We start from the raw sequence: 25,938 nt of genomic DNA on the forward strand, positions 1-25,938 counted from the left end.
ATGAGCATGGCTAATCCGCATCTGAAATTCGCCTCGCAAGCCGTGGCCAAACCGTACTTCGTGTTTGCCCTGATGCTGTTTCTCGGTCAGGTGCTGTTCGGTTTGATCATGGGTGTGCAATACGTGGTAGGGGACTTTCTGTTCCCGATCATTCCCTTCAATGTGGCGCGGATGGTGCACACCAACCTGCTGATCGTCTGGCTGCTGTTCGGCTTCATGGGCGCTGCCTACTACCTGATTCCGGAAGAGGCCGACCGCGAACTGCACAGTCCGAAGTTGGCGATCATTCTGTTCTGGGTATTCGCCGCCGCGGGCGTGCTGACGATCCTCGGCTATCTGCTGGTGCCTTATGCGGGCCTGGCCAAACTGACCCACAATGAGTTGCTGCCGACCATGGGCCGGGAGTTCCTGGAGCAGCCGACCATCACCAAGATGGGCATTGTGGTGGTGTGCCTGGGCTTTCTCTACAACATCGGTATGACCCTGCTCAAAGGTCGCAAGACCACCGTCAGCATGGTGATGATGACCGGGCTGATCGGCCTTGCGGTGTTCTTCCTGTTCTCCTTCTATAACCCCGGCAACCTGGCCCGCGACAAGTTCTACTGGTGGTGGGTGGTGCATCTTTGGGTGGAAGGCGTGTGGGAACTGATCATGGGTTCGATGCTCGCTTTTGTCCTGATCAAGATCACCGGTGTCGACCGGGAAGTCGTGGAGAAATGGCTGTATGTGATCATCGCCATGGCGCTGATTACCGGGATCATCGGCACCGGTCACCACTTCTTCTGGATCGGTGCGCCTGAGGTCTGGTTGTGGGTCGGCTCGATCTTCTCGGCACTCGAACCGCTACCGTTCCTGGCCATGGTGATCTTCGCCTTCAGCATGGTGAAGAACCGTCGCCGGCAACACCCGAACCGCGCCGCCACACTGTGGGCCAAGGGCACTACGGTCACCGCGTTCTTCGGTGCGGGCGTCTGGGGTTTTCTGCACACCCTGGCACCGGTCAACTTCTACACCCACGGTTCGCAACTGACGGCGGCTCACGGTCACCTGGCCTTCTACGGTGCTTACGCGATGATTGTGATGACCTTGATCAGCTACGCCATGCCGCGTTTGCGCGGGCTGGGTGAAGCCGCTGACGAGCGTTCGCAGACCTTGGAAATCTGGGGCTTCTGGTTGATGACCCTGTCGATGGTGATGATCACGCTGTTCCTCACCGCTGCCGGTGTTGTCCAGGTTTACCTGCAACGCTGGCAGGCCGACGGGATCGCGTTGCCATTCATGGCCACGGTCGAACATCTGCAGGTGCTGTTCTGGGCGCGTCTGGGCGCCGGTCTCGGCTTCTTCGCAGGCTTGCTCTGTTACCTGCTCAGCTTCAAGCAACGCAGCCGCGCCGCCTTGCGCGCCCCGGCTGCGGTAGTACCTTCATGAGCGAGTGCAACAGCTAGAAAAGGTCGGCCCGGCTGATACAGCGGGCCGTTTTTTTGGTTTCCGGGAAGGGCAAGCATCATGGCGTTTACCGTCGAACTGGAAGAGTGGGTAGGCAGTGTCTGGCATCGTTTCATCACCCGGCGTGCCAGCCCGGACTTCCCTGAAGCACGGGTTGAACTGGCCAGCCAGCAACGCCCGCTGGCGCTGTTGTTTCGCGCCATGGGCGGTGCCAATGGCATCGGTGTGGAGGCCGCCAGCGACCGCGATCTGCTGCTGCGCCGAAACGTGTTGCAGCAGATCGCCGGCACCTGCAAACAAGTGCCGTTGGCGTGGTGTGACGCGAGTAATTTGCGGCTGCCATCGAGCCTGGCGGTCTTCCCTGAAGTCGCACTGAACGAGGAACTCTATCGCTGGCTCGCGTTGCTGGCGGCCCAGGCCGGGCAGATGCGGCACTGGGGGCGGGACAATCAACGCTGGACGCAACAGCTGTTGCGGCGCTATCCCGCGCTGCGTGCTCGTTACAAACGACTGGTCGATGCCCATCTGCAATTGCGCCCCGATCCGGCCTCGTTGAATACCAGCGAAGCGGCACTGGAACGGGCGCTATGCCAGGCGCTGCGCGAACCCGGCAGTGTCGAGCATTTCCCCCGCAGCGAACGGGCCGCCTGGCCGCTGCCGCTGTGGTTGTACCCGCCACAAAACCTCGCCAGCCCGCAGGCTGCGGATCTGGGCGATGAATCCGAAGAGTCTTTGACCACGCCGCCCGGCGAACAGAAAAGCGGGCGTAAACGCGCGACGCGGATCGATGAAAGCACCCGTGAAGGCGGACTGTTGGTGGTGCGTCTGGAGAACCTGTTCAGCTGGACCGAGCACGTCGACCTGGATCGCTGGTCGGACGACAGCGAAGACCCGGACGCCGCCCGAGTTGCCGATGACCTGGATGAACTGACGCTATCTCGCACCCGTCTGCGCAAGGGCGGCGGTCTGAAGCTGCACCTGGATTTGCCACCGGCCGATGTCGACGATATTCCCCTGGGCGAGGGCATCAAGTTGCCGGAGTGGGACTACCGCAAACAACAAATGCAGGACAGCTTCGTCAATCTGCAAATGATGGTGCCCCGGGACTGTGAGGCACAGCCGTTGCCATTACGGCTGAAGGCCTCGGCGCACCGCTTGCGGCGTCAGTTCGAGCACCTGCGTAATGACCGCCAATGGTTACGCCAGCAACCCCAAGGCTCTGAGCTGGACATGCAGGCCTGGCTGGATTTTCACGTTGAGCGCGAGCATGGCCAGTGTGCCGAACGCGGTCTGTTCATGGAGCAGCGGCAGACCCGCCGCGACCTGGCGTGCCTGTTGCTGGCCGACGTGTCGATGTCCACCGACGCCCACCTTAACGATGAGCACCGCGTCATCGACGTCATCCGCGACAGCCTGCTGCTGTTCGGCGAAACCTTGTCGGTGCTGGGCGATGATTTCGCCCTGTACGGGTTTTCCTCGCTGCGCCGTCAGCAAGTGCGCATGCAGGAACTCAAGGCGTTCACCCAGCGTTATGACGACACCACCCGAGGTCGCATTCAAGGTCTCAAGCCGGGGTATTACACGCGCATGGGCGCCGCCATTCGCCAGGCCACGCAACTATTGGGCACGAGCAAGCGGCGCAGCAAACTGTTGCTGCTGCTCACGGATGGCAAACCGAATGATCTGGATCTGTATGAAGGGCGCTACGGTGTTGAAGACACCCGCGAGGCGGTGCTGCAGGCGCGGCGTCAGGGGTTGACGCCGTTCTGTATCACGATCGATCGCGAAGCCGGGGATTACCTGCCGTACATGTTCGGCGCCAATGGCTACACCTTGATCCGCCAGCCTGAGCAGTTACCGCTGCGCTTGCCGCAGTTGTATCGGCAGTTGACTCAACCGTAATGTCCTTGACCACCTGCGTCCTTGTAGCAGCTGCCGAAGGCTGCGTTCGGCTGCGAAGCAGTCGTAAAACCATTCACTGCGGTGTTTCAGTAGTACCGTGGGCTCAGGATTACGACTGCTTCGCAGCCGAACGCAGCCTTCGGCAGCTGCTACAGGGGATATATGCGGTCTTCAGCTGCGCGGCAGCCAGAAAAACATCGTCACGCAGAAGATCGTCAGGCCAACGCAGAACCACATGAATCGGCGCTGCCGGCGTTCCCCCGCCTGTGCAGCCAATGCCGGCAGGGACATGCCGCATTGGCGGCACTCGGTTTCTTGTGCGGGGTTTACGTGTTGGCAATACAGGCAGACGGGCATGGCGCTCACTCGAACTGTTCCAGGCGCAGACGATCAAGAATGGCGATCTGACGGCCGTCCTGAGTGATGATGTTTTCATCGATCAAGCGGCGAATGATCCGCGAAAAGGTTTCCGGCTGGATCGACAGATGACCGGCAATCAGCTGCTTGGCCATCGGCAACTCGAATTGGCTGTCAACGGTTTGCTGGCGTACCAGTTGCGTCAGCAAATAACGCACGACCCGGTGGGTGGCGTTTTTCAGGGACAGGGTTTCGATTTCGTTGACCCGTTGATGCAAGCGAACGCAGAGCTTGCCCAGCAGCGCAAAGGTCAGCCGACTGTTGCTCTGCAGCAGGCGCATGTAGGTGCTGTTGGATAACCGGTAGAGCTGGGTGGGGCAGATCGCTTCGGCCGAGGCCACGTAGTTCGGGGTGTCCATCAGCATCATCGCCTCGGCGAAAGTTTGCCGATCACTGATGACCTCAAACACTTTCTCCTGCCCATCGGGTGTCAGCCGGTAGATTTTCACCGCGCCGGCAATGATGAAATAGAACGAATCGGCCGGCTCACCTTGACGGAACAACGGCTCGCCTTTGTCGATGCTCAGCAAGTGGCTGGTACTCATCAGTTCATCCAGCTGTTCTTCGTTCAACGGCTCGAACAAGTGATGACTGCGCAGAATCTGGTGATGGACGCGATGAAGCACCATGAGAATTCATCCTGAAGAGAGAGAAGGGGGATCAGGTCAGACGAGAACCAGGGAAACGCCACTGGCCAGGGCCAGGATCGAGGTCAACACAACAAACCAGGCCAGTGGCTGGATGACTTTTTTCATGACGACTCCGGGTAATCGAAAGGGATCCAGGATTTCTAAAAGGTTGCCCATGCAGAGCAAGACGCGGGCCAGGCTTGGAGGGCCTTGCTTATGGGGGTTCTCAAGCATGAGGGTAAAAAAGACTATGCTGTGTAGGGTTTAAATAACCCTGAAATGGTCATTTTTACCCTGATCGGGAGCACCTTGTGGCGAGGGAGCTTGCTCCCGCTGGAGTGCGAAGCACTCCCAACACCGGCCATCGCAATTCTTCAGATACAACGCATCAGCCGGTTTACGGCTGCTGCGCACCCGAGCGGGAGCGAGCTCCCTCGCCACAAAGGACGCGCGCTCGGCATCGGGGCACGTCCCTTGCACACTTGATCTGCGACAAAGGCAATGAATCGGTAATACCCGATGATTGGCCCTGGATTTACCTCGGCGCGTACGGGTTGGCGCCAGGTCAGCAAACAGGTAGAGGAGTGGCTTTATGCAAGTGCTTGACCGCCGTAAAGCGATGGCCATCGCGCCGCTGTTACGGCTGGCCTTTCGGCCGTTTTTCCTTGCTGGCTGCCTGTTGGCGGTGCTGGCCATTCCGCTATGGCTGGCGGCTTTTAGTGGTTCGATGTCCGACTGGCAGCCGGCAGGCGGTTGGCTGGGCTGGCATCGGCATGAATTGCTGTTCGGGTTCGGCTTGGCGATTATTGCGGGCTTTTTGCTGACGGCCGTGCAGACCTGGACCGGTCGCCCCGGCCTCAGCGGCAAGCCGTTGGCCGCTCTGGCGTTACTGTGGTTATTGGCGCGAGTGGCCTGGCTGGCCAACGCGCCGTGGCCGTTGCTCGCGGTGCTGGAAATGGCGTTCCCGTTGGCGGTGGCAGTACTCATGGGCTTCACCCTGTGGAAGGTGCGGCAGAAACGTAACTATCCGATTGTGGTGGTCTTGCTGTTGTTGGCCGTGGCCGACGGGTTGTCCTTGTACGGCCTGGTCGAGGGGCATGAAGGCTGGCAGCGCCAGGGCGTGCTGACGGGTATCTGGCTGGTGGCGGCGATGATGGGGTTGATCGGCGGGCGGGTGATTCCGTTCTTCATCCAGCGTGGCCTCGGCAAGGTCGATGGCGTTGCCCCTTGGCCCTGGCTGGATTGGCTGCTGCTGATTGGCTCGCCCCTCGTGGCGTTGTTATATGCCGCCGGACCTGCGCTTGCCCCCAATTTCTGGGTGGGCCTGTTGTTCGCCGTGTTGGCCGTAGGGCATCTGGTGCGCCTGTTTCGCTGGCATGATCGCGCCCTCTGGCACGTGCCGTTGCTGTGGTCGTTGTACCTGGCTTATGGCTGGTTGGCGGTGGCCTGTCTCGGGATGGCGCTGTGGCATTTCGGCGCGCCGATTAACCCGAGTCTGGCGGTGCATTGCCTGACGATCGGGGCCATGGGCGGCCTGGTGCTGGCGATGATCGCGCGGGTCAGCCTTGGGCATACCGGCCGTGCGCTGGAGCCGCCGTCGGGGATGACCCTGGCGTTCATCTTGCTCAATCTGGCGTGCCTGAGCCGGGTCGTGTTGATCGAGTTCTTTCCCTTGCCGGCATTGTGGTTGGCTGGTCTGTGCTGGGCGCTGGCGTTTGCGCTGTATGCCTGGCGCTATGGGCCGATGCTGCTGCGGGCCCGGGTGGACGGTCATCCGGGATGAGCACGCGAACTGACAGAGGCTGGCGCTGATGTATCCCTTTTTGCTGGTCACGCATTTGCTGGCAGCGATTGCCTTCATCGGCACGCTGTTTTTCGAGGTGGTCATCTGGCATCGCGCACGCCAGCAGTTGGCGGATACCACGCAATCCACGGCGGATCAGGCGATTGCCGTGCGCTCGCGCAAGGTGCTGCATGGCGTGGTGTTGCTGTTGTATGGCGCCGGCATCGGCCTGGCGTGGCAGTACCGGGGCGCATTGAGTCAGCCGCTGGCCAGCAGTTTTGGCCTGTTGCTGAGCCTCAAGATCCTGCTGGCCCTGAGCATCATCGGCCATTACTTGCTACTGGCCTATTGGCTGACCCATGCGCGCCTGACCACGACTCGCGCCAGCTGGATTCGCCGCAGCATCCTCGGGCACATGGTGTTGATCGTGATCCTGGCCAAGGCGATGTTCTATTGGCACGGTTGATCACAAGCAGTCCAGGATAAACAAAAACCGCGTCAACCGATGGGCTGACGCGGGTTGGGTGTGACTGGCGATCGATCAATGACGAGGGTTCAGGGCATTGATGAACAGCACGTTGTTTTCCAGATGGATGTGTTGCATCAGGTCGTCTTTGAATTCCAGCAGCCCGCGATAGAGGGCGCGCCAGGTGTTACAGGCATCGGCAGGCGGGATGATGTGATTGGTCAGGGCGAGCATTTTTTCCAGTGCTTCACCATGTTGATCATGTTCGAAACGCAGCACCTGGATCGGCGGAGCCGCTTGAGCACCGATGCCTTGTTGCAGCATCGGGAACAGCACCTGTTCTTCCTTGAGCATGTGGCCTTCGAGTTCTTGCTGCATGTCGGTCAGAAGATCGGCCAGGCCGTTGGGGCAGCTGCTGCGCGCACCATGGACCTGCTCGACGCGGCGGGCCAGGCGGATCAGTTCCGGTAGTTGCTCGCGGTGGCGGGCGTGGTAGCGCGCCAGAAGGTGGGCGATCAACAGTTCCAAAGGTTCGTTACGCCAGTCGTGCTGGGTTTCGCCGGCGTCTTGCAGAATGTTCAGGGCGTCGGCAATGAGGACCGGATCGAGGTTTTTGCCAAGGGCCGCTTCACGCAGGCTTTTATGCCCGCCGCAACAGAAGTCCAGTTTGAAGGTATGGAAGATCCGGGTGGCACCGGGAATGTCGCAGGCCAGTTGGCCGAGGCTTTGTTCCAATAGGGTCTGGCTCATCAGGGTTCCTTGTTTGGGTTTCAACGGTTCTCCAGGCTCATTGCATCCGGCATGCCATATTTAAGTGATTGAAAAACACGAATTTATTTTTAGTTGTGGTGATAGACACCCTGACGCTTTAGGGTGAATCCAACCATAGAGGGTGATTACTACCATGCTGCGAGAAAGCCTGGCAGCCGACCTGATCGTCGAGTTGCCTAATGCCGTGCGGTTGCAACGATTGGTCCAGACCCTGCGCGAATACTTCAACAGTGGCGCTGTGGGCTTGTTGCGTCTGGATGACGACAGCCTCAGGCCGGTGGCGACGGTGGGGCTGGTTCATGAAGCGTTGGGGCGCCGGTTCGTCATCGCCCAGCATCCCCGGCTGGCGGCGATCATGGCGTCGCGCGAGCCGACCTGGTTCGAACCCGACAGTCGCCTGCCAGATCCCTATGACGGCTTGCTCGACAACCACGTTGGCGAACCGCTGCCGGTGCATGACTGCATGGGCGTGAGCCTGTATGTCGAAGGGCGGATCTGGGGCGCGATCACCCTCGATGCGCTGCACGCCGGGACCTTTGACAGCCGGGCGCGGGAAGAGCTCAAACGCTGCACCTTGCAGATCGAAGCCGCCGTGCGGGTCACCCGTCTGGAACAGGAAAACCGCAGCTTGCGTCTGTCCCGCAGCGATCCCCAGGATTTGCGAATGCCGGTCGAGGAGGGCGAGATCCTCGGGCAGAGTGAGGTGTTGCATCAGTTGCTCAATGAGCTGGACGTACTGGCCGACTCCGATCTGCCGGTATTGCTGTTGGGCGAGACCGGCGTCGGCAAAGAGCTGTTCGCCCGGCGCTTGCATCGTCTTTCAAGGCGCCACCACAAACCGCTGATACACGTTAACTGCGCCGCTTTGCCGGAGTCGCTGGCAGAGAGTGAGTTGTTCGGGCATGTCAAAGGCGCCTTTTCCGGCGCCACCAGTGACCGTGCCGGACGCTTCGATGCCGCCAACGGTGGCACGCTGTTTCTCGATGAAGTCGGGGAGTTGCCCTTGAGCGTGCAAGCGAAGTTATTGCGCACCTTGCAGAACGGCGAGATCCAGCGCCTCGGCGCCGACAAGCCGCTGCACGTGGATGTGCGGATCATCGCCGCCACCAACCGACATCTACCGGACAGCATCCGCGACGGCTTGTTTCGCGCCGATCTGTATCACCGGCTCTCGGTGTACCCGGTGCCGATTCCGCCCCTGCGCGAGCGCGGTAACGATGTGTTGATGCTGGCCGGGCATTTCCTTGAACTCAATCGGGCGCGGCTCGGCCTGCGTGGTTTGCGCCTGTCGCCGGCGGCCGAACGCGCGCTGTTGCTTTATACCTGGCCGGGCAATGTGCGCGAACTGGAACACGTGATCAGTCGGGCTGCGTTGAAGCAGCTCAGTCGCGGTACGAGTCGCGCGTTGATCATGACGCTGGAGCCTGAAATTCTCGATCTCGACAGCGCGATGGCGGCATCGGGGGCGGTGATCGAGCCATCCCCGGACGTTACGGCTGATCTGCCGTTCCAGCCCTTGGGCGAAGCCGTCGACGATTACCAGCGCAAGAAAATCCTCCAGGCCCTGAGCCTGTCCGGGGAAAACTGGGCCAGCGCCGCGCGAATCCTCGAAGTCGATCCCAGCAACCTGCACAAACTGGCGCGGCGGCTGCGCCTCAAGTAGGCGACAGTGTTGATGGCGGTCAAGGTGGCTTTGCGCAGTGCCTCGCACACTGCGTAAAACCTTCCGGAGATCACCGTCATGCCGCTTTCCCTGGCTCAGATGCGCCGTAACTACACCCTTAATGGCCTGCAAGATGAGGCTGCGCTGGATGATCCGCTGGCGATGTTCCGGCAGTGGTTGCAACAGGCCCGCGACACCGAGTGCGCACCTGTCGAGGCCAACAGCATGGTGCTGGCGACGGTCGGCCCTGAAGGACGGCCGCACTGTCGGGTTCTGCTGCTCAAGGGGTTGAGCGATGAAGGTTTTACTTTTTTCGGCAATTACCAGAGCGACAAGGGTCAGCAACTGGCCGCCAATCCCTATGCCGCGATGACGTTTTTCTGGCCGGGACTGGAGCGTCAGGTGAGAATCGAAGGGCAGGTGTCCAGGCTCGATCCAGCATTGTCGGATGCGTACTTCGATTCCCGTTCCATGGCCAGTCGCCTGGGGGCCTGGGCTTCACCGCAAAGCCGTCCGCTGGCCAGTCGTGCAGCGCTGGAATCCATGCTGGCTGAAACCATCAAACGCTTCGTTGGCCAGACCGTCTCGCGTCCCGAGCATTGGGGCGGCTACTGCCTGCACCCTGAACGTCTGGAGTTCTGGCAGGGGCGGGCCGACCGCTTGCATGATCGACTCGATTACCGGTTGCGCGATGGTGCATGGCAACGAAATCGCTTGGCGCCTTGAGCCCCATTGCGCAGGACCTGTAGCGATGGAGGACAGTGTGGGAGCGGGCTTGCTCGCGAATGCGGTGTGTCAGTCGACATTTATGTTGTTTGACACACCGCATTCGCGAGCAAGCCCGCTCCCACAGGTTTTGTGCCGGCACATTCTTTCTATGTCCCGGACGAGGTACCTCCTTGGAGGAATAGGCTCGCTCGCTATTCCGGTTCAGGCTTCGGGCCATACCCTCATCTACGGGAAGACCTGGATATGGCCCATCTGGCGCAACGCACGTTTGAACCCCTGAACATCGCCGTGCTGACCATCAGCGATACGCGCACCTTTGACACCGACACTTCGGGGCAGACCCTGACCGATTTGCTGCAAACAGCCGGGCATGTGTTGATCGACCGTGATCTGGTCAAGGACGACATTTATCAGATCCGCGCCACCGTTTCCCGGTGGATCGCCGACCCCAAGGTGCAAGTGGTGTTGATGACCGGCGGCACCGGTTTCACCGCTCGCGACAACACACCGCAAGCAGTCTTGCCATTGCTGGACAAGCATGTGGAAGGCTTCGGCGAATTGTTCCGGCAGGTGTCTCTGGAGGAAATCGGCATGTCCAGCCTGCAGTCCCGGGCACTGGCCGGCATGAGTAACGGCGTGCTGGTGTGCTGCGTACCCGGTTCACCGGGTGCCTGCCGGACGGCCTGGAACAAGATATTGCTTGAACAACTGGACAGTCGCACCGGCCCGTGCAATTTCGCCCCGCATTTGAAACCGCAAGCGCAACGGATCATCGATGCCTGTGGGACTCGTTCATGACTGGCCGGGTGTGTGACCTTGGCTACCTGATGCCCGTGGACGAGGCCATCAGCCGTCTGCTGGATCAGGCACCGCCGCCGCCCTTGTCGCACATGATTCCTCTGGATCAAGCCATGGGGCGGGTTCTGGCGACGGACATTCATTCCCCGGTGAACCTGCCGGCCTGGGACAACAGCGCCATGGACGGTTATGCCCTCAGGGCCGCAGACCTGCCAGCAGAAGGTGGTTGTTTGACGATTGGCGGGCGAATTGCGGCGGGGGATCAGGCGTGCTCGCCCTTGCTCGCGCAGCAGGCGGTGCAGATCTTTACCGGCGCGCCATTGCCACCGGGCGCCGATACCGTCGTACCGCAAGAGCGCTGCCGGGGCGAGGGCGAGCGCGTCTGGTTCCCGTCCGTGTCCGTGGGCGATCACGTGCGCAAGGAGGGTGAGGAAGTTCGTCGCGGGGATCTGTTGCTCAAGGCCGGGAAACGCCTGCGCGCACAAGAACTGGGGTTGCTGGCTGGCGCTGGTATCGCGCGGGTCGAGGTCTATCGGCCGTTGCAGGTATGCCTGCTCAGCAGCGGTAATGAACTGCGTGAGCCGGGCGATCCCTTGGCGCCGGGGCAGATTTACAACAGCAACCGGTATTGCCTCGCCGCGTTGTTGCGCGGCTGGGGCGTCGAGGTGCACGACTATGGCGTCATGGTCGATGAGTTGGCGGCCAGCCGGCATGCCTTGAGCCTGGCGTCTTCGGAATGCGACTTGCTGTTGAGTTCCGGTGGCGTGTCGGTGGGCGAGGAAGATCACCTCAAACAGGCGATCGAGGAACTGGGCAACGTCGATTTCTGGCGGCTGGCCATTCAGCCGGGCAAGCCACTGGCCTTTGGTGAAGTGGCCGGCAAACCCTGGATCGGCATGCCGGGAAATCCTTCGGCGGCGCTGATCACCGCGCTGGTGGTGGTGCGTCCGTTCCTGCTCAGGGCCCAAGGCGTGACTGACGTACTGCCGGTGCCGTTGGTCGTGCCCGCCGGGTTCGACTGGTTGCAGCGTAACAAGCGTCGGCAGTACCTGCGGGCCCGATTGACGCCCGGCGCCGATGGCCAGTTGAGTGTGGAACTGCACCCTCAGCAAAGCTCGGCGATGTTGACCGCCGCGTGCTGGGCCGACGGGCTGGCGGTGATCGAGTGCGAGCAGCAAGTGCTCAAGCACGACAACGTGATGTTCCTGTCCTTCGCCGACCTGATGCATTGATGGCAATTGATTGCCGTCAAGGCCGTGCCTGCCGGTCTCGCTAGACTGGCAGCGCCTTTTTCGATCGCCCCGGACCTTCGCGTCATGGGCATCAGGCGATGGCCCGGATGCGTTTTTTCATGAGGATTACCCATGCAACTGGTCTGCCCGGCAGGGAACCTGCCTGCGCTTAAAGCGGCGGTGCGCCAAGGCGCCGATGCCGTCTATGTCGGCTTTCGCGATGACACCAATGCCCGGCATTTCGCGGGGCTGAACATGGACGACAAACAGTTCGACGCCGCGGTCGCCCATATCCGTCAGCATCAACGCAAACTCTACGTCGCGGTCAACACGTACCCCCAACCCAAGGGCTGGGAGCGCTGGCAGCGGGCGGTGGATCGTGCGGCTGATTTCGGCGTGGATGCGCTGATCGCCGCCGACCCCGGAGTGCTCAACTACGCCAGTCAGCGTCACCCGCAACTGGCGTTGCATCTGTCGGTCCAGGGTTCGGCGACCCATGCCGCCGCGCTGGAGTTTTATGCGCAGCGCTACGGCATTCGGCGCGCGGTGCTGCCGCGGGTGTTGTCGTTGGCGCAAGTACGCCAGGTCGCCGCCAGCAGCCCGGTGCCCATCGAAGTCTTTGGCTTCGGCAGCTTGTGCATCATGGCCGAAGGGCGTTGCCACCTGTCTTCCTACATTACCGGCGAGTCGCCGAACCTGTGCGGTGTCTGTTCGCCAGCCAAAGCCGTGCGCTGGAGCGAGGACGCCGAGGGCTTGAGCGCGCGCCTCAGCGAAGTACTGATCGACCGCTACACCCCGGATGAATCGGCCGGTTACCCGACCTTGTGCAAGGGCCGCTTCCTGGTCGGCGGCAAACGCTTTCATGCGCTGGAGGAGCCCACCAGCCTCGACACCCTGGACTTGCTGCCGGAACTGACGGCCATCGGCGTCGAAGCCGTGAAGATCGAGGGCCGCCAACGCAGCCCGGCCTATGTCGAACAAGTCACCCGTGTCTGGCGCGCAGCACTGGACGCCCATCGTGGCGCACCGGGCAGTTTTCGGGTCAAGGAGGAATGGCGTCAGGTGCTGGCCGGTTTGTCCGAAGGCAGCCAGACCACTCTGGGTGCTTATCATCGATCATGGCAATGAGGGATTCGACATGAAACTCAGCCTGGGACCGGTCCTGTTTTATTGGGACAAAGAGCAACTCAGCAACTTTTACGCCGAGATGTCGGCCTTGCCCCTGGATGTGATTTACCTGGGGGAAACCGTGTGCTCGAAACGCCGGGCATTTTCGCTGGATCAATGGCTGGGGTTGGGCCGTGAGTTGCAGGAATGCAGTCAGGCGCAGTTGGTGCTTTCCAGCCTGACGCTGATCGAAGCGGCATCCGAACTCTCCAGCCTGCGTCGGCTGTGCGACAACGGCCAATTGCTGGTGGAAGCCAACGACATGGGCGCGGTGCAGTTTTTGGCCGAACGCAAGTTGCCGTTCGTGGGCGGCCCGGCCCTCAATCTGTACAACGGTCATGCGTTGACGCAACTGCTCGACAGCGGCATGACCCGCTGGGTGCCGCCCGTGGAATGTTCGGCGGCGCTGATTGGTGATGTGATCGAACAGGTACGCGAACTGGGCCGTGCAGTGCCAGAAGTTGAAATCTTTGCGTATGGGCATTTGCCGTTGGCCTATTCCGCCCGCTGCTTCACCGCCCGAGCGGAAAACCGGCCCAAGGACGACTGCCAGTTTTGCTGCATCAACTACCCCGACGGCCTGGCGCTGACCAGCCAGGAAGGGCAGGCGCTGTTCACCATCAACGGTATTCAGACAATGTCGGCCGAGGTGACCAATCTGCTGGCCGATTATTCCGGGCTGGTGGCCTGCGGTGCCGATCTGTTGCGCTTGAGCCCTCGCGCTCAGGGCATGGCCGAGGTGATCGCGGCCTATCAGCGGGTTCGTCTGGGCGAGACACCGCCGCTGTTTGTCGAAGGGTGCAATGGTTACTGGCATGGCCAGGCCGGCATGCTGCGCGTCGAGGAGGTCGGCCTGTGTTGAATCGAAAAAAGTGGCTGTTGAAAGGTGCCGACCGGTTACTGCCGCTGGTGCGCCGGGTGCCTTTTGCCGTGCAGCGTCTGGCGTTGCAACAGGCGCTGAATCGCTGCCTCGCCGGGCCGTTGCGCGATGGTGAGTTCGAGGTTTTGCGTGGGCGTTGGTTGTGCTTGCGGATTCCGGATCTGGGGTTGTCCTGGTATCTGACGCTCAGTGGTAAAGGGTTGCGGATTGCCGAGCAGGCCATGGCGCATGTGACGATCAGTGGCAACTGGCGGGAGTTTTTACTGTTGGCGAGCCGTCAGGAGGATCCAGATACGCTGTTCTTTCGCCGGCGTTTGGTGATTGAGGGTGATACCGAACTTGGGCTGGCGTTGAAGAATCTGATCGACAGTCTGGATCCTGATGTGTTGCCTGTTTGGTTATGGCGCAATCTGGAGCGGGCGGGGAAGGGGTTGGCGGCGGGGTAATCGACGTCGTTCAATTGTGGGAGCTGGCTTGCCTGCGATGGCGGCCTGATAGCCGACCGGGATTTTTGATGTACACCAAACCCCAATCACCCCTCCGAATAGCTCCTCATTCACCCACAACCCATATCCCCTCCAGTTAACAAAACATAACGTGGCGTCGATTGTCAGACCTTTCCAAACCCCGATAGGATAAGCCAGCTTCCGAAGGGGCTCTGGATTGCGGGTTTCAGGACTATGCTCCTGAATAGGTCAATCCCGATGCGCATCCCTTACGGCGCCCTGAAGGGTTGAACGACCTAACAATAATAATGTGGGGGAAGGTCTATGAGTGAGCCTGTCATGGGTGTGAGTATTTGCCGCCCGCCAGCGTTACGCCGGTTCGCGTTGCTGGCTACAGCGCTCTCGCTGTTGGGCTGTACCGTGCTGTCGGCGCCTGCGCTGGCTGCTGCCGCGTCGGCCACCGATGTGGTTTATTCCGTTGAATCCGCCAAGGCCAGCAAAGGACTGATGCTCGATGTCGTTCACGCCGGTAAACGCCTGGTGGCGGTCGGCGATCGCGGGCACATTCTGTATTCCGATGACCAGGGCGCAACCTGGGCCCAGGCCAAGGTGCCGACCCGGCAACTGCTGACGGCGGTGTTTTTTGTCGATGACAAACACGGCTGGGCCGTTGGCCATGACGCGCAGATCCTCGCCAGCGAAGACGGCGGCATCACCTGGACCAAACAATTCGAAGACCTGACACGCGAATCGCCGCTGCTCGACGTCTGGTTCAAGGACGTTAACAGCGGCTTTGCCGTGGGCGCTTACGGTGCCTTGCTGGAAACCACCGACGGCGGTAAAAACTGGGAAAACGTCAGCGATCGCCTCGACAACGAAGACCAGTTCCACCTCAACGCGATTGCCGCGGTCAAGGATTCCGGCATTTTCATCGTCGGTGAACAGGGCAGCATGTTCCGCTCCGCCGATGATGGGCAGACCTGGGAAAAGCTTGAGGGCCCCTACGAAGGCTCGCTGTTCGGTGTGATTGGCACCGCGCAACCGGCCACGCTGCTGGCCTATGGGTTGCGCGGCAATCTCTACCGTTCCACGGATTTCGGCAGCACTTGGGAGCAGGTCGAGCTCAAGGCTGCACGTGGCACACTGGAATTCGGCCTGTCTGGCGCCACGCTGCTCGATGACGGTTCCATCGTGATCGTCGGCAATGGCGGCAGCGTGATTCGCAGCACCGACGACGGCGAAACCTTCAGCGTGTTCAACCGTCCGGATCGCATTTCCGTCTCGGCGGTGACTGCGGCAGGCAACGGCAATCTGATTCTGGCAGGACAGGGTGGCGTTCGCGTCACTTCGCCCACCGGCGCAGAGAATGGAAAAAACGGGTCGTCCAAATGAGCCGGGCAAATAATAAGAAGGCGGGTCTATGACATCCTTAAGCACTCCTCATCAGGATAAGGCGACGTTTCTTGAGCGCCTGATTTTCAACAACCGCCCGGCAGTCATCGTCATCTGCCTGCTGGTCAGTGTTTTCCTGTTCTGGCAGGCGACGTTGATCCGGCCGTCCACCAGTTTCGAAAAAATGATCCCGCTCGAGCATCCGTTCATTGAAAAAATGATGGAGCACCGCAACGATCTGGCGAACCTGGGCAACACGGTGCGGATTTCCGTGGAAGCCACCGACGGCGACATCTTCTCCAAGGAGTACATGGAGACCCTGCGTCAGATCAACGACGAGGTGTTCTACATTTCCGGCGTCGACCGTTCCGGCCTCAAGTCGCTGTGGAGCCCGAGCGTGCGCTGGACCGAGGTGACGGAGGAGGGCTTCGCCGGTGGTGAAGTGATTCCCCAGAGCTATAACGGCTCCCAGCAAAGCCTCGATCTGCTGCGTAATAACGTGCTCAAGTCCGGGCAAGTCGGGCGCCTGGTGGCCAACGACTTCAAGTCGAGCATCGTCGACATCCCGCTGCTGGAGTCCTACCCGGACCCACAGGATCAGGGCAAGTTGCTGGCGCTGGACTACCGCAAGTTCTCCCACGAACTTGAAGACAAGATCCGCAACAAGTTCGAAGCCCAAAACCCCAATGTGAAGATCCACATTGTCGGGTTCGCCAAGAAAGTCGGCGACTTGATCGATGGGTTGGTCATGGTGGTGATGTTCTTCGGCGTAGCCTTCGTCATTACCCTGATCCTGCTGTACTGGTTCACTAACTGCATGCGCAGCACCGTGGCGGTTTTGAGTACGACGCTGGTGGCGGTGGTCTGGCAGCTGGGCTTGATGCACTTCTTCGGCTTCGGGCTTGATCCGTACTCGATGCTGGTGCCGTTCCTGATCTTCGCCATCGGGATTTCCCACGGCGTGCAGAAAATCAACGGTATCGCCTTGCAGTCCAGCGAGGCGGAAAACGCTCTGACCGCAGCGCGGCGCACATTCCGTCAGCTGTTTCTGCCGGGTATGATCGCGATCCTTGCGGATGCGGTGGGCTTCATCACGCTGTTGATCATCGACATCGGGGTGATTCGTGAACTGGCCATCGGCGCGTCCATCGGCGTGGCGGTGATCGTGTTCACCAACCTGATCCTGCTGCCGGTGGCGATTTCCTACGTCGGTATCAGCAAGCGCGCCGTCGAACGCAGCAAGAAAGACGCGCACCGCGAGCATCCTTTCTGGCGCCTGCTGTCGAATTTTGCCAGCCCCAAAGTCGCCCCGATCTCTATTGCCCTGGCGCTGATCGCTTTCGGTGGTGGCCTCTGGTACAGCCAGAACCTGAAAATCGGTGACCTCGACCAGGGCGCGCCGGAACTGCGTCCGGACTCGCGCTACAACAAGGACAACAGCTTCATCATCAATAACTACTCCACCAGTTCCGACGTGTTGGTGGTGATGGTCAAGACCAAGTCTGAAGGTTGCTCGCGCTACGAGGCCATGGCGCCGATCGACGAGCTGATGTGGAAGATGCAGAACACCGAGGGCGTGCAGTCGGCCATTTCCCTGGTGACCGTGTCCAAGCAGATGATCAAGGGCATGAACGAGGGCAACCTGAAATGGGAAACCCTGTCGCGCAACCCGGACGTGCTGAACAACTCCATCGCCCGCGCCGATGGCCTGTACAACAACAATTGCTCCCTGGCGCCGGTGCTGGTGTTCCTCAATGACCACAAGGCCGAAACCCTGGACCGCGCCGTGCATGCGGTGCAGGACTTCGCCAAAGAGAACAACAAGGAAGGCCTGGAATTCATCCTCGCCGCCGGTAACGCCGGGATCGAGGCGGCCACCAACGAGGTGATCAAACGCTCCGAATTGACCATTCTGGTCCTGGTATACATCTGCGTCGCAACCATGTGCATGATCACTTTCCGTTCCTGGGCGGCGACCTTGTGCATTGTGCTGCCGCTGGTACTGACCTCGGTCCTCGGCAACGCATTGATGGCGTTCATGGGCATCGGCGTGAAAGTGGCGACCTTGCCGGTAGTGGCGCTCGGGGTGGGGATAGGCGTGGACTACGGGATTTACATCTACAGCCGTCTGGAAAGCTTCCTGCGTGCCGGCCTGCCGTTGCAAGAGGCGTACTACCAGACGCTGAAGTCCACCGGTAAAGCCGTGCTGTTCACCGGCCTGTGCCTGGCGATCGGTGTATGCACCTGGATCTTCTCGGCGATCAAGTTCCAGGCCGATATGGGCCTGATGCTGACCTTCATGCTGCTCTGGAACATGTTCGGCGCGTTGTGGCTGCTGCCAGCGCTGGCGCGGTTCCTGATCAAACCGGAGAAACTGGCAGGGCAGAAGGGCAACTCGCTGTTTGCTCACTGATCCCTGGCTGAAACAGAAAAGCCGCAATCATGGGTTGCGGCTTTTTTTATAGCGTGTTGTTCAGGGCTGGAAACTTGATTCAGAGTTTTAAGAACAGTGTTTCATCCAATGGCGGTTTGATCAGCGATTTCTCCAGATTGGCCACGGCACGGTTGTCGGCGGCGGCTTGCCGGATAAGATCCTTGCGTGTCAGAAAGCGCTGCTCCGGTAATTTTAAATGGCCAATGCTGTAGTCCGGTCGAGGCATATCAAGGCTGGCGTAATGAAAGTGCGCATACCATAAAACGTTAAATGTGTTCTTTTCGCGTACTGCATATTCGGTGAGATAGTCTCCGGCAGCCGTCTGTATCAAACGCCCCACCAGATTGATGTCAACGAAACCGTTCTTCCATAAGTAGTGGATGTTTTCTGCCTTGGGCAGCTGTTTTTTGTAGCCCTCGCTGCAATACAGGCGTGCCTGGCGAGTTGCTTCGAGTGCCTCGTTACGAAGGGTTTCACTCAGTTGGGGGGCCTGCGGCGCAGCAGGATGGGTGTTATCAATTTCATGGGCCAAGGCGTTGAGCTTTTCGGCGTACTGGACCAGCATGTCATTCCAGTCCAAGGGGTTGAGGCTTTCGAGCCTACCAGGATCCTGTAGCTTTTTCTGTTGGAAGCGTATCGAGTTTTCGATTCCCGCCCGTTGGCCAATCAGCGCATGCATTTCCTTTTTTATTGCCGATAAAGGTCGCGACCCTGGCGGCAATGTTGGTTGAGTGGGCGTGCCCTGCACGACTTCAACCCAGACACCTTCCTCGGGGTGTTCCATGTAGCTCGCAATTTTCTGTTCGGTAATCGGATCTTGAACATCGATGAAACTACCTTGGTGGTTTTCCCGAGATGGTCGAATGTCGCCGATCAGGGTGCCTTTGTTGCGGGACTTGAATACCCTTTTGGTGGACGGCTTGGTCCTGATCGGTTTGGTATGTGCGGACTGGGGCGCGACCCCTTCGTTTTCTCGAATCAGTGTAGCCAGTTGTTCTTCGGCGCTGACGCGCGCTTCGTTGAGTTGCTCCAGAAAGGGCGTTTGATACTCCTTGCGCAAGAAGCCAGATGCCATTTCACTCAACGAATGGACGGCATTGTCGATTTCCTCGTAGTGCTTGAGGATGTTTTCAAGGACGGCTATCTGCTCGGAGGTTGCGTAGCCGGAGCTACTGCAGATCTCCATGTGGGACAGCACTGTGCTCTCCATTGAAGAGCCGACGAGTCGCATTACAAAGGGATACTCTGCCGGGTCTCTGGAGCGGCAACTGCGTTCCAGAACCAGTTCTTTAAGCGACAGCAATTGGTGTAGCTTGATGGAAGCGGGGAGGTAGTTTTCGGCATTGAACAAGTGCTTCACTATTTTTCGACTGCGCAGTTTTTCACCTGCCTGTTCCTGGGTCGTTTCAAGTGTTTTGGCGGACTCGATGAGCCTGTTGGTTATCTCGATTTCTGCCCGCCGGTTGTCGACAAATTCGAAATAGGCTGTCGTTATTTCCTGATCCAATTCTTCAGGAAAACGGGCGACGAGTTCACTGAGGTATTCCCCGTTCCTGGTCTGAAGGAGATCGCGCCCCAACAGCTTTATTTGCTCATGAACGATATCCAGAGCGTCCCAGATGAGTAAAAGCCCATTATCACGTTCGCTCTCGTAAGGCCGGGTTCTGTCGACTTCGATCAAGGCGTTGTACGCGTCGGTCAACTTCGGCATCTCGGCATTCAACGTGTCAATGCGCTCCTTGTAAATATTGAGCTCTCTGTCATGTATGGCTGCGGCCTCTGCTGTCTTGAGCACTTCCTGGCTATGACGCGAGGTCAGCTGGACCTTCTGCTCTGGTGTAGCCTTGCCGAGCAACTCCCATACGATCCTGAGCTTTTTCTTTTGTGCGTCGAGCATTTCCCTCGCGGAAAACAATGATTTCCTCGCCTCTGATTGAGAGAGTACCAATGGCGCGAGGGCCTGCTTCAGACGATCCTTATGAGTGGTCAGTTCATGTAGCCGGAGCCGGTTTTCATCGCGCACCGCCTGGAGTCGCCCCCTCATGCCGCCTTCAAGCTTCAATCCCCGATCCAGTCGCCAGTTCCCCTTGCCGTCGCTGGCGAGTTTGAAGCCGGGGCGATCGGAATGGGCCGGATCTACCAGGTAGACCTCTGCGAAGCCCGGCACGACGCTGACCTGGAAAAAAAGTCCGCCAATGCTGACGTGCCAGGTATCGTCGATCCGGAAAAGTCCTTTCAGGGACCCGTTTTTCTCGGCCGGTGGCAACTTCTGCGGCCATGGCACGTGAAAGTCCAACAAGGCATTGAGCAGCTTGTCGGCCGCTTTAGAGGTGGCAATGGAGCTGGTGAAATCCAGCACCGTATGGCTGCCACCTACCGGTTCCTGTGGGATGCCCGGCGAACCTTGATGAACGAGGGCGGCAGGCATCGGTTCTGCGTGATTTGCCAGTCTGCGCCAGGGTTTCAGGCGCGGGGCGGTTTGTTCAGGGAGTTTCGATGGCAATGGCTGCTGATGGGCGCTCTCCGAGCTGGCTCCCAGGTGCAACAGCACCATCGCGGTATTGAGTAGCAGATCAATCAGCGCTAACTCTTTGGCTTTCGGATCGTCGCTGTCGAGGGCGGGCAGGTCCTGTTTGAGGCTGGTGATCAGTACCGTCATCCATCCGGCAAGCATCAGCGGCCCTCGCGTCAGCGGTAGCAGCAGCGTATTGAAGAGTAACCATGCACCCTCCATGAGAACGGCCCAACGGCTTTCACTGTTGGACACCGACTCACGCTCGGCCAGATCGACCAAGGTGCGAGCGGTGCTGGTGAATAGGTCGTTGAGCAGTCGACCGTCGTGCAGCGACTGGCGCAATACTTCTGCACCCTCATTGCTGGCCAAGGTTGTGGGGGCAGGTTTTCGTGGACGTTCGAATTCGTCGCCCAAGTGAAAGCGAACAATGTGCGGTTCCTTGAACCCGTCATTGTCGTAAATGCCTCGTACGTTGTCCGCCATCCATGTAAGCACGCTGGTTTGCAACGCGCCGGATTCGGCGATGGCATCGAGGACGGCCTGGCGCGACGGGTACTCCAGCAGGGCTTCGGCGTACAACGGACGATAAAGAAGATGTGGGCCAACGTTCGGATCAAGGGGTTCGATCAGGAACATGTTGTCCACCGTATCGGGTTTGGCACCGGGCTTTCTGTGAAACGCCAACGGGCGGATGACGATGTCCTGTTCGTCGACTTTGCGCTCGGAAGGTGTCTGCCCCATCAGCGCCTTGACGTAGCGATAACCCTTGTCGGTCAAGCCATATTGTTTTCTGACCTTGTACTCCAGCGCGCGCATCGGTAACTGGACTCGCAGTTCGCGAGTAAACAGGGCTTCTCGGCGCCGGGCATCCACGGTGTCCGATAGTAATAACGTCTTGATCCTTTGCGGATAGACCGTACCGATGTCGACGCGCTGGATAAGGCCTTTGCTGCCGAGTATATAGTCCTCGTTCAACCAGTCTTCGGGAGTCTGTCCGTCCTTGCGCAAAACCCGCAGGCGGCCCCGGGGCTTGCCGGCGAGATTCTTCAGGGCCAGATCAGTCAGGGACATGCGCACATGTTCGATAAAACCGGCACCTCCCGGATAGCCGGCAGCGACGGCGAAGTCCAGCACCAGATCGTCGGGGTTGTAGTCGACGTTGTGATCCTGCTTTATCTGCGCTCGCAGCGCCTCGCGGCTGAAGCTTCGGATATCTTCGATGCCTTCATTAAATGACTGTCCATGGCTTTGAGCGGTGACGTTTGCGAGGTCGAGCAGGTGCTGTCGATAGGCGAAGCGATCAGTGGCCGAAGCCTGTTTCAACCAGTCGGGGAGTTGCGAGTGCAACTGTGCCAGCATCGTTGGTGGCGCTGTCGATTGCCGGATGAACAGCGTTGCCGGATCCGTGAGGGTGTCCAGACGTTGCGCCAGGTCCTGCTCGCTCGGGTAACTGGAAAATGACAATGCGGCCAGGTTTTCGAGCTGCCGATTAAGGATCAGGCCCGCCTGGAGCTCGAACAGGTTGCCATTGGGCTCATAGCGTTTCCAGGTCAGACGGTCGATCAAAAACTCGCTTTGCATCTTCTTCCCCCAGGCGCTGCCGAAGTCATCCAGGGAATCGAAAGGTTGGACGTGGCCGTCAACGCTGCACAGCAACACTTGTTTCTCACGCATCAACAGAATTTCAGGCCCGAGCAGAAGTATTTCGTTATCGTCTTTGCCGAGTGTCGTTTCCAGAAAATAGGCGTAAACGGTTTTGCTGGTCTTGGGCGAGCGCTCGACTCTGTCGGGCCAGTCCGTGACCTGCCGCACCATGTCTCGCTGTTCGTCACTTAGATTCGAGGCGTATAAGGCTGCGGCTTTCAACTGGTCATGGAGGAACTCGCTGAACCATTGCCAGCGACTGATGCCGCTGTCGTCGGTCAGGCTCCAGTAGTCAGCCAATGCCTGCTGGTAATCGAGGTAAAGCGTCGATGGCAGCTCGGCAATGATGCTGGCAATGATTTGCATGTCCACATGAGGCCAGGCTGCGGTGTCCAGGCGTTTGGGTGGTACTTGCGTGAGGAAAAACGCCCTTGAGTCCTGTGGGGTGAAGTCCAGCATCTGCGGGTTGACCAGATGGTCGATAACCACTTGGCTCAACGGCTTCAGATCCCAATGGCCACCGACAGCGGGGCTGGCCAGCTTGATCTTTATCGGATCGAAATCCAGTGTGGGGTAATGCTCCAGCAACCTGTCGTGTAATGCATTGATAATCACAGAAAGCAGTGTCGGTCGACTGGCGAATCGCTGCTGAACCGCCCGGGCGGGCAGTTGGCTGAATGGAGGAGATACCGGGGCAACAGGGGTGAGCATGACGAAATCCTTTTCGTGTTATAGGTCGGCGCTGTCATAGCGTCCGTCCCTCTGGGCCGGATCATCGGCCCTGAGCAGGAAATCTCATTCTGTCACCGCCTGTGCGGAATGGGTTATGGCGTGTGGTTACAAGACTTGACCGAGCACCGTGCTTAGCGCACTGCGCGCATCATCCAGTTGCACCAGCGTTGCATGCCGGGCACCGAGGGCGTCACGGTTTTCGATAGCGGTCAGGATCGCCTTGTGCCGTGGCAGCGCCAGTTCATGCAGATTCGGCCGTTGGTTGGAATGCTTCAAGGCTTCGGCAATCGCTACCGACAGCATGTTGCACAGGTTCGCCAGCAAGTCGTTATGGGTTGCGTCGGCGATCCGGCTGTGGAAATCCAGGTCCGGTTGCAGCAAGGCTTCAGGCGTCGGTGCCGCTTCCATGCGTTGGTAGGCTTCACCGATGGAGGCGATGTCTTCGTCGGTGGCGAACTGCGCGGCCAACGCGGCGGCGGCCGGCTCAATGATGCTGCGCACGCTGGTCAGCAGATCAAAGAATTCATTTTGCGGACTGCTTTGCATCAGCCAGTGCAGCACGTCCGGGTCGAGCATGTGCCATTCCTTGCGCGGCTTGACCACCGTGCCGACCCGCGGACGGGAATACACCAGGCCCTTGGCCACCAATACGCGAGTGGCTTCGCGCAGCACCGGTCGGCTGACCGCGTATTCCTCGCACAGCAGGGCTTCGGCGGGCAGTTTGTCGTCCGGCTTGAACCGTCCCGAGACGATCTGCATGCCCAATTCCTGGACGATGCGCGAGTGCATGCTTTTGCGGTCGGAGGGTTTGCGGTAATCCATGGGGAACGGCGCGATCCTGTGCGATGGGGTGCCGCGCATGATAGCAGGCGCGGCGAGGACGGTCGCCAGAGCAAGCACAGTCCTGAAGCAGATGGGGATTAAATGTGGGAGCGGGCTTGCTCGCGAAGGGGCCGTCACATTCAACATCAATGCTGACTGACACTCCGCCTTCGCGAGCAAGCCCGCTCCCACATTAGATGAATGGTGTCAGTGAGAATGACGCGGCACCTCGGCCCCGCGGCAACCGACGAGGAAGTCAAAGTCGCAACCCTGATCCGCCTGCAGCACATGGTCGATGTACAGCTGACGATAACCGCCCACGATCAACTGTTGCGGTGGTTGCAGATCCGCCATGCGCGCTGCCAGCTCCGCATCCGGAATGTCCAGGTGCAAACGGCCGTTAGCGCAATCAAGCTCGATCCAGTCGCCTTCCTTCACGGTCGCCAAAGGTCCACCCGCTGCGGCTTCCGGTGCCACATGCAGAACAACGGTGCCGTAAGCGGTGCCGCTCATGCGTGCGTCGGAAATCCGCACCATGTCGGTCACGCCCTGGGCCAGCAGCTTGGCCGGCAACCCCATGTTGCCGACTTCGGCCATGCCCGGATAACCCTTCGGTCCGCAGTTCTTCATCACCAGAATCGAGTTGGCATCCACGTCCAGTTCCGGGTCGTTGATCCGTGCCTTGTACATGTCGAAGTTCTCGAACACCACCGCACGCCCGCGATGTTGCATCAATTCGGCGCTCGCGGCGGATGGCTTGAGCACCGCACCCAGCGGGGCCAGATTGCCGCGCAACACGCAGATGCCGCCGTCGGCGCGGATCGGGTTGTCGAGGGTGCGAATCACTTCGTCCTGGCCGTAGATCGGCGCGTCCTTGGTGTTTTCACCGATGGTTTTGCCGTTGACGGTGAGGGCATTCGGGTTCGGAATCAGGTTTGCTTCGCCGAGGCGACGCAGCACCGCGGGCAAGCCGCCGGCGTAGTAGAACTCTTCCATCAGGAAGCGCCCGGACGGTTGCAGGTCGACGATGGTCGGCATGCCGCGACCGATGCGGGTCCAGTCATCCAGGTCCAGCTCGACACCGATGCGCCCGGCGATGGCTTTCAAGTGGATCACCGCGTTGGTCGAACCGCCGATGGCGGCGTTCACCCGAATGGCGTTTTCGAAGGCTTCCTTGGTCAGGATTTTCGACAGTTTCAAATCTTCGCGGACCATCTCCACCGCGCGCATGCCGGACATGTGCGCCAACACATAACGGCGCGCATCGACCGCCGGAATCGCCGCGTTGTGGGGCAGGGAGGTGCCGAGTGCTTCGGCCATGCAGGCCATGGTCGAGGCCGTGCCCATGGTGTTGCAGGTGCCGGCCGAGCGTGACATGCCGCCCTCGGCCGCGAGGAAATCGTCAAGGGTGATGGTGCCCGCCTTGACCTGTTCGCTGAGCTGCCAGACCACCGTGCCCGAGCCGATGTCCTGGCCCTTGTGCTTGCCGTTGAGCATCGGCCCACCGGTGACGACGATTGCTGGCACGTCGCAACTGGCCGCGCCCATCAGCAGCGCCGGGGTGGTTTTGTCGCAGCCGGTGAGCAGCACCACGCCATCGATCGGGTTACCGCGAATCGCTTCCTCGACGTCCATGCTCGCCAGGTTGCGAGTGAGCATGGCGGTGGGGCGCAGGTTCGATTCGCCGTTGGAGAACACCGGGAATTCCACTGGAAAGCCGCCGGCTTCGATCACCCCGCGTTTGACGTGCTCGGCGATTTGCCGGAAATGCGCGTTGCACGGGGTCAGTTCCGACCAGGTGTTGCAGATGCCGATGATCGGCTTGCCGTGGAACTGGTGGTCGGCGATGCCCTGATTCTTCATCCAGCTGCGGTACATGAAGCCGTTCTTGTCGGCGGTGCCAAACCATTGGGCGGAGCGCAGGGTGGGTTTCTTATCAGACATGATCGGTTCTCTTATTGTATGACTATATTGTTCAGGCTCTGGCGTAACATATGCGCAATTTCGCCTGTTTGGAAGGGTTGTTGGTTAAATAGTATTACTATATAGTCATTTTCAACGGAGGGAAGG

At 59.7% G+C, this 25,938-nt stretch carries 19 protein-coding genes; 13 read left to right on the forward strand and 6 right to left on the reverse strand.

Annotation, left to right across the window (positions count from 1 at the left end; genetic code table 11):
• Positions 1-1,428 carry a cbb3-type cytochrome c oxidase subunit I gene (locus ACIPLA_RS03955; RefSeq protein ID WP_063340224.1) on the forward strand — a complete coding sequence of 476 codons (1,428 nt, stop codon included), beginning with the start codon at positions 1-3 and terminating at the stop codon, positions 1,426-1,428.
• A gap of 78 nt (positions 1,429-1,506) precedes the next feature.
• Complete coding sequence (locus tag ACIPLA_RS03960; protein WP_401171626.1) at positions 1,507-3,348, forward strand: nitric oxide reductase activation protein NorD; 1,842 nt, start codon at positions 1,507-1,509, stop codon at positions 3,346-3,348.
• Positions 3,349-3,519: 171 nt separating this feature from the next.
• Here the strand turns inward: ACIPLA_RS03960 and ACIPLA_RS03965 are convergent, their stop codons facing one another.
• A complete protein-coding gene (locus tag ACIPLA_RS03965; protein WP_401171629.1) occupies positions 3,520-3,714 on the reverse strand; it encodes a protein DnrP in 195 nt (64 codons plus the stop codon).
• Positions 3,711-4,394, reverse strand: coding sequence for a Crp/Fnr family transcriptional regulator (locus ACIPLA_RS03970; RefSeq protein ID WP_008075049.1), 684 nt, complete (start codon positions 4,392-4,394; stop codon positions 3,711-3,713). The genes ACIPLA_RS03965 and ACIPLA_RS03970 overlap by 4 nt, the downstream gene beginning before the upstream one ends.
• Before the next feature lie 592 nt (positions 4,395-4,986).
• On the opposite strand from ACIPLA_RS03970, the gene ACIPLA_RS03975 reads away from it, so the two are divergent.
• The gene (locus ACIPLA_RS03975) at positions 4,987-6,177 is read left to right on the forward strand and encodes an NnrS family protein (RefSeq protein ID WP_401171632.1); all 1,191 of its coding nucleotides are present in this window, start codon (positions 4,987-4,989) and stop codon (positions 6,175-6,177) included.
• Between the two features lie 28 nt (positions 6,178-6,205).
• Entirely contained in the window at positions 6,206-6,643 is a 438-nt protein-coding gene (locus ACIPLA_RS03980; protein ID WP_401171634.1) for a hypothetical protein, read from the forward strand.
• 75 nt (positions 6,644-6,718) lie between these two features.
• Here ACIPLA_RS03980 and ytfE read toward each other — a convergent pair whose 3' ends face one another.
• Positions 6,719-7,393 carry an iron-sulfur cluster repair protein YtfE gene (gene ytfE / locus ACIPLA_RS03985; protein WP_008075057.1) on the reverse strand — a complete coding sequence of 225 codons (675 nt, stop codon included), beginning with the start codon at positions 7,391-7,393 and terminating at the stop codon, positions 6,719-6,721.
• Between the two features lie 154 nt (positions 7,394-7,547).
• Here ytfE and norR point away from each other — a divergent pair, with 154 nt between their 5' ends.
• The 9 genes from norR (at position 7,548) to ACIPLA_RS04030 (ending at position 18,134) form a co-directional block, all read left to right on the forward strand.
• Positions 7,548-9,077 (forward strand): nitric oxide reductase transcriptional regulator NorR, encoded by a 1,530-nt coding sequence (norR, locus tag ACIPLA_RS03990; protein ID WP_218394677.1) that lies wholly within the window; start codon positions 7,548-7,550, stop codon positions 9,075-9,077.
• 78 nt (positions 9,078-9,155) lie between these two features.
• Complete coding sequence (gene pdxH, locus ACIPLA_RS03995; protein ID WP_401171639.1) at positions 9,156-9,803, forward strand: pyridoxamine 5'-phosphate oxidase; 648 nt, start codon at positions 9,156-9,158, stop codon at positions 9,801-9,803.
• A gap of 246 nt (positions 9,804-10,049) precedes the next feature.
• Positions 10,050-10,604 carry a molybdenum cofactor biosynthesis protein B gene (gene moaB, locus ACIPLA_RS04000; RefSeq protein WP_401171641.1) on the forward strand — a complete coding sequence of 185 codons (555 nt, stop codon included), beginning with the start codon at positions 10,050-10,052 and terminating at the stop codon, positions 10,602-10,604.
• Positions 10,601-11,836 carry a gephyrin-like molybdotransferase Glp gene (gene glp / locus ACIPLA_RS04005; protein WP_401171644.1) on the forward strand — a complete coding sequence of 412 codons (1,236 nt, stop codon included), beginning with the start codon at positions 10,601-10,603 and terminating at the stop codon, positions 11,834-11,836. The genes moaB and glp overlap by 4 nt, the downstream gene beginning before the upstream one ends.
• Before the next feature lie 132 nt (positions 11,837-11,968).
• Positions 11,969-12,964, forward strand: a complete 996-nt coding sequence (locus ACIPLA_RS04010) for a peptidase U32 family protein (protein WP_218394681.1) — start codon at positions 11,969-11,971, stop codon at positions 12,962-12,964.
• A gap of 10 nt (positions 12,965-12,974) precedes the next feature.
• On the forward strand, positions 12,975-13,865 hold the full coding sequence (locus ACIPLA_RS04015; protein ID WP_218394682.1) for a U32 family peptidase: 891 nt from the start codon (positions 12,975-12,977) through the stop codon (positions 13,863-13,865).
• Positions 13,859-14,329, forward strand: a complete 471-nt coding sequence (locus ACIPLA_RS04020) for an SCP2 domain-containing protein (RefSeq protein ID WP_401171648.1) — start codon at positions 13,859-13,861, stop codon at positions 14,327-14,329. Before ACIPLA_RS04015 ends, ACIPLA_RS04020 begins: the two co-directional genes overlap by 7 nt.
• A 324-nt stretch (positions 14,330-14,653) precedes the next feature.
• Positions 14,654-15,721, forward strand: a complete 1,068-nt coding sequence (locus ACIPLA_RS04025) for a WD40/YVTN/BNR-like repeat-containing protein (RefSeq protein WP_401171651.1) — start codon at positions 14,654-14,656, stop codon at positions 15,719-15,721.
• A 28-nt stretch (positions 15,722-15,749) separates the two neighbouring features.
• A complete protein-coding gene (locus ACIPLA_RS04030) occupies positions 15,750-18,134 on the forward strand; it encodes an RND family transporter (protein ID WP_007901145.1) in 2,385 nt (794 codons plus the stop codon).
• Positions 18,135-18,213: 79 nt separating this feature from the next.
• Here the strand turns inward: ACIPLA_RS04030 and ACIPLA_RS04035 are convergent, their stop codons facing one another.
• The 3 genes from ACIPLA_RS04035 to ACIPLA_RS04045 form a co-directional block, all read right to left on the reverse strand.
• Positions 18,214-23,025, reverse strand: a complete 4,812-nt coding sequence (locus ACIPLA_RS04035) for a dermonecrotic toxin domain-containing protein (RefSeq protein ID WP_401171655.1) — start codon at positions 23,023-23,025, stop codon at positions 18,214-18,216.
• 126 nt (positions 23,026-23,151) lie between these two features.
• Entirely contained in the window at positions 23,152-23,868 is a 717-nt protein-coding gene (locus ACIPLA_RS04040; RefSeq protein WP_032830095.1) for a FadR/GntR family transcriptional regulator, read from the reverse strand.
• 207 nt (positions 23,869-24,075) lie between these two features.
• Entirely contained in the window at positions 24,076-25,812 is a 1,737-nt protein-coding gene (locus ACIPLA_RS04045; protein WP_007901147.1) for an IlvD/Edd family dehydratase, read from the reverse strand.
• Positions 25,813-25,938: the final 126 nt, after the last annotated feature.

It is taken from the genome of Pseudomonas sp. NPDC086112, from assembly GCF_044746425.1.
Classification (GTDB): Bacteria; Pseudomonadota; Gammaproteobacteria; order Pseudomonadales; family Pseudomonadaceae; genus Aquipseudomonas.

Coding starts and splice junctions, on each gene's coding strand:
- ACIPLA_RS03955 (WP_063340224.1), top strand. CDS start 1: ATGAGCATGGCTAATCCGCATCTGAAATTCGCCTCGCAAGCCGTGGCC.
- ACIPLA_RS03960 (WP_401171626.1), top strand. CDS start 1,507: ATGGCGTTTACCGTCGAACTGGAAGAGTGGGTAGGCAGTGTCTGGCAT.
- ACIPLA_RS03970 (WP_008075049.1), bottom strand. CDS start 4,394: ATGGTGCTTCATCGCGTCCATCACCAGATTCTGCGCAGTCATCACTTG.
- ACIPLA_RS03975 (WP_401171632.1), top strand. CDS start 4,987: ATGCAAGTGCTTGACCGCCGTAAAGCGATGGCCATCGCGCCGCTGTTA.
- ACIPLA_RS03980 (WP_401171634.1), top strand. CDS start 6,206: ATGTATCCCTTTTTGCTGGTCACGCATTTGCTGGCAGCGATTGCCTTC.
- ytfE (WP_008075057.1), bottom strand. CDS start 7,393: ATGAGCCAGACCCTATTGGAACAAAGCCTCGGCCAACTGGCCTGCGAC.
- norR (WP_218394677.1), top strand. CDS start 7,548: ATGCTGCGAGAAAGCCTGGCAGCCGACCTGATCGTCGAGTTGCCTAAT.
- pdxH (WP_401171639.1), top strand. CDS start 9,156: ATGCCGCTTTCCCTGGCTCAGATGCGCCGTAACTACACCCTTAATGGC.
- moaB (WP_401171641.1), top strand. CDS start 10,050: ATGGCCCATCTGGCGCAACGCACGTTTGAACCCCTGAACATCGCCGTG.
- glp (WP_401171644.1), top strand. CDS start 10,601: ATGACTGGCCGGGTGTGTGACCTTGGCTACCTGATGCCCGTGGACGAG.
- ACIPLA_RS04010 (WP_218394681.1), top strand. CDS start 11,969: ATGCAACTGGTCTGCCCGGCAGGGAACCTGCCTGCGCTTAAAGCGGCG.
- ACIPLA_RS04015 (WP_218394682.1), top strand. CDS start 12,975: ATGAAACTCAGCCTGGGACCGGTCCTGTTTTATTGGGACAAAGAGCAA.
- ACIPLA_RS04025 (WP_401171651.1), top strand. CDS start 14,654: ATGAGTGAGCCTGTCATGGGTGTGAGTATTTGCCGCCCGCCAGCGTTA.
- ACIPLA_RS04030 (WP_007901145.1), top strand. CDS start 15,750: ATGACATCCTTAAGCACTCCTCATCAGGATAAGGCGACGTTTCTTGAG.
- ACIPLA_RS04035 (WP_401171655.1), bottom strand. CDS start 23,025: ATGCTCACCCCTGTTGCCCCGGTATCTCCTCCATTCAGCCAACTGCCC.
- ACIPLA_RS04040 (WP_032830095.1), bottom strand. CDS start 23,868: ATGGATTACCGCAAACCCTCCGACCGCAAAAGCATGCACTCGCGCATC.
- ACIPLA_RS04045 (WP_007901147.1), bottom strand. CDS start 25,812: ATGTCTGATAAGAAACCCACCCTGCGCTCCGCCCAATGGTTTGGCACC.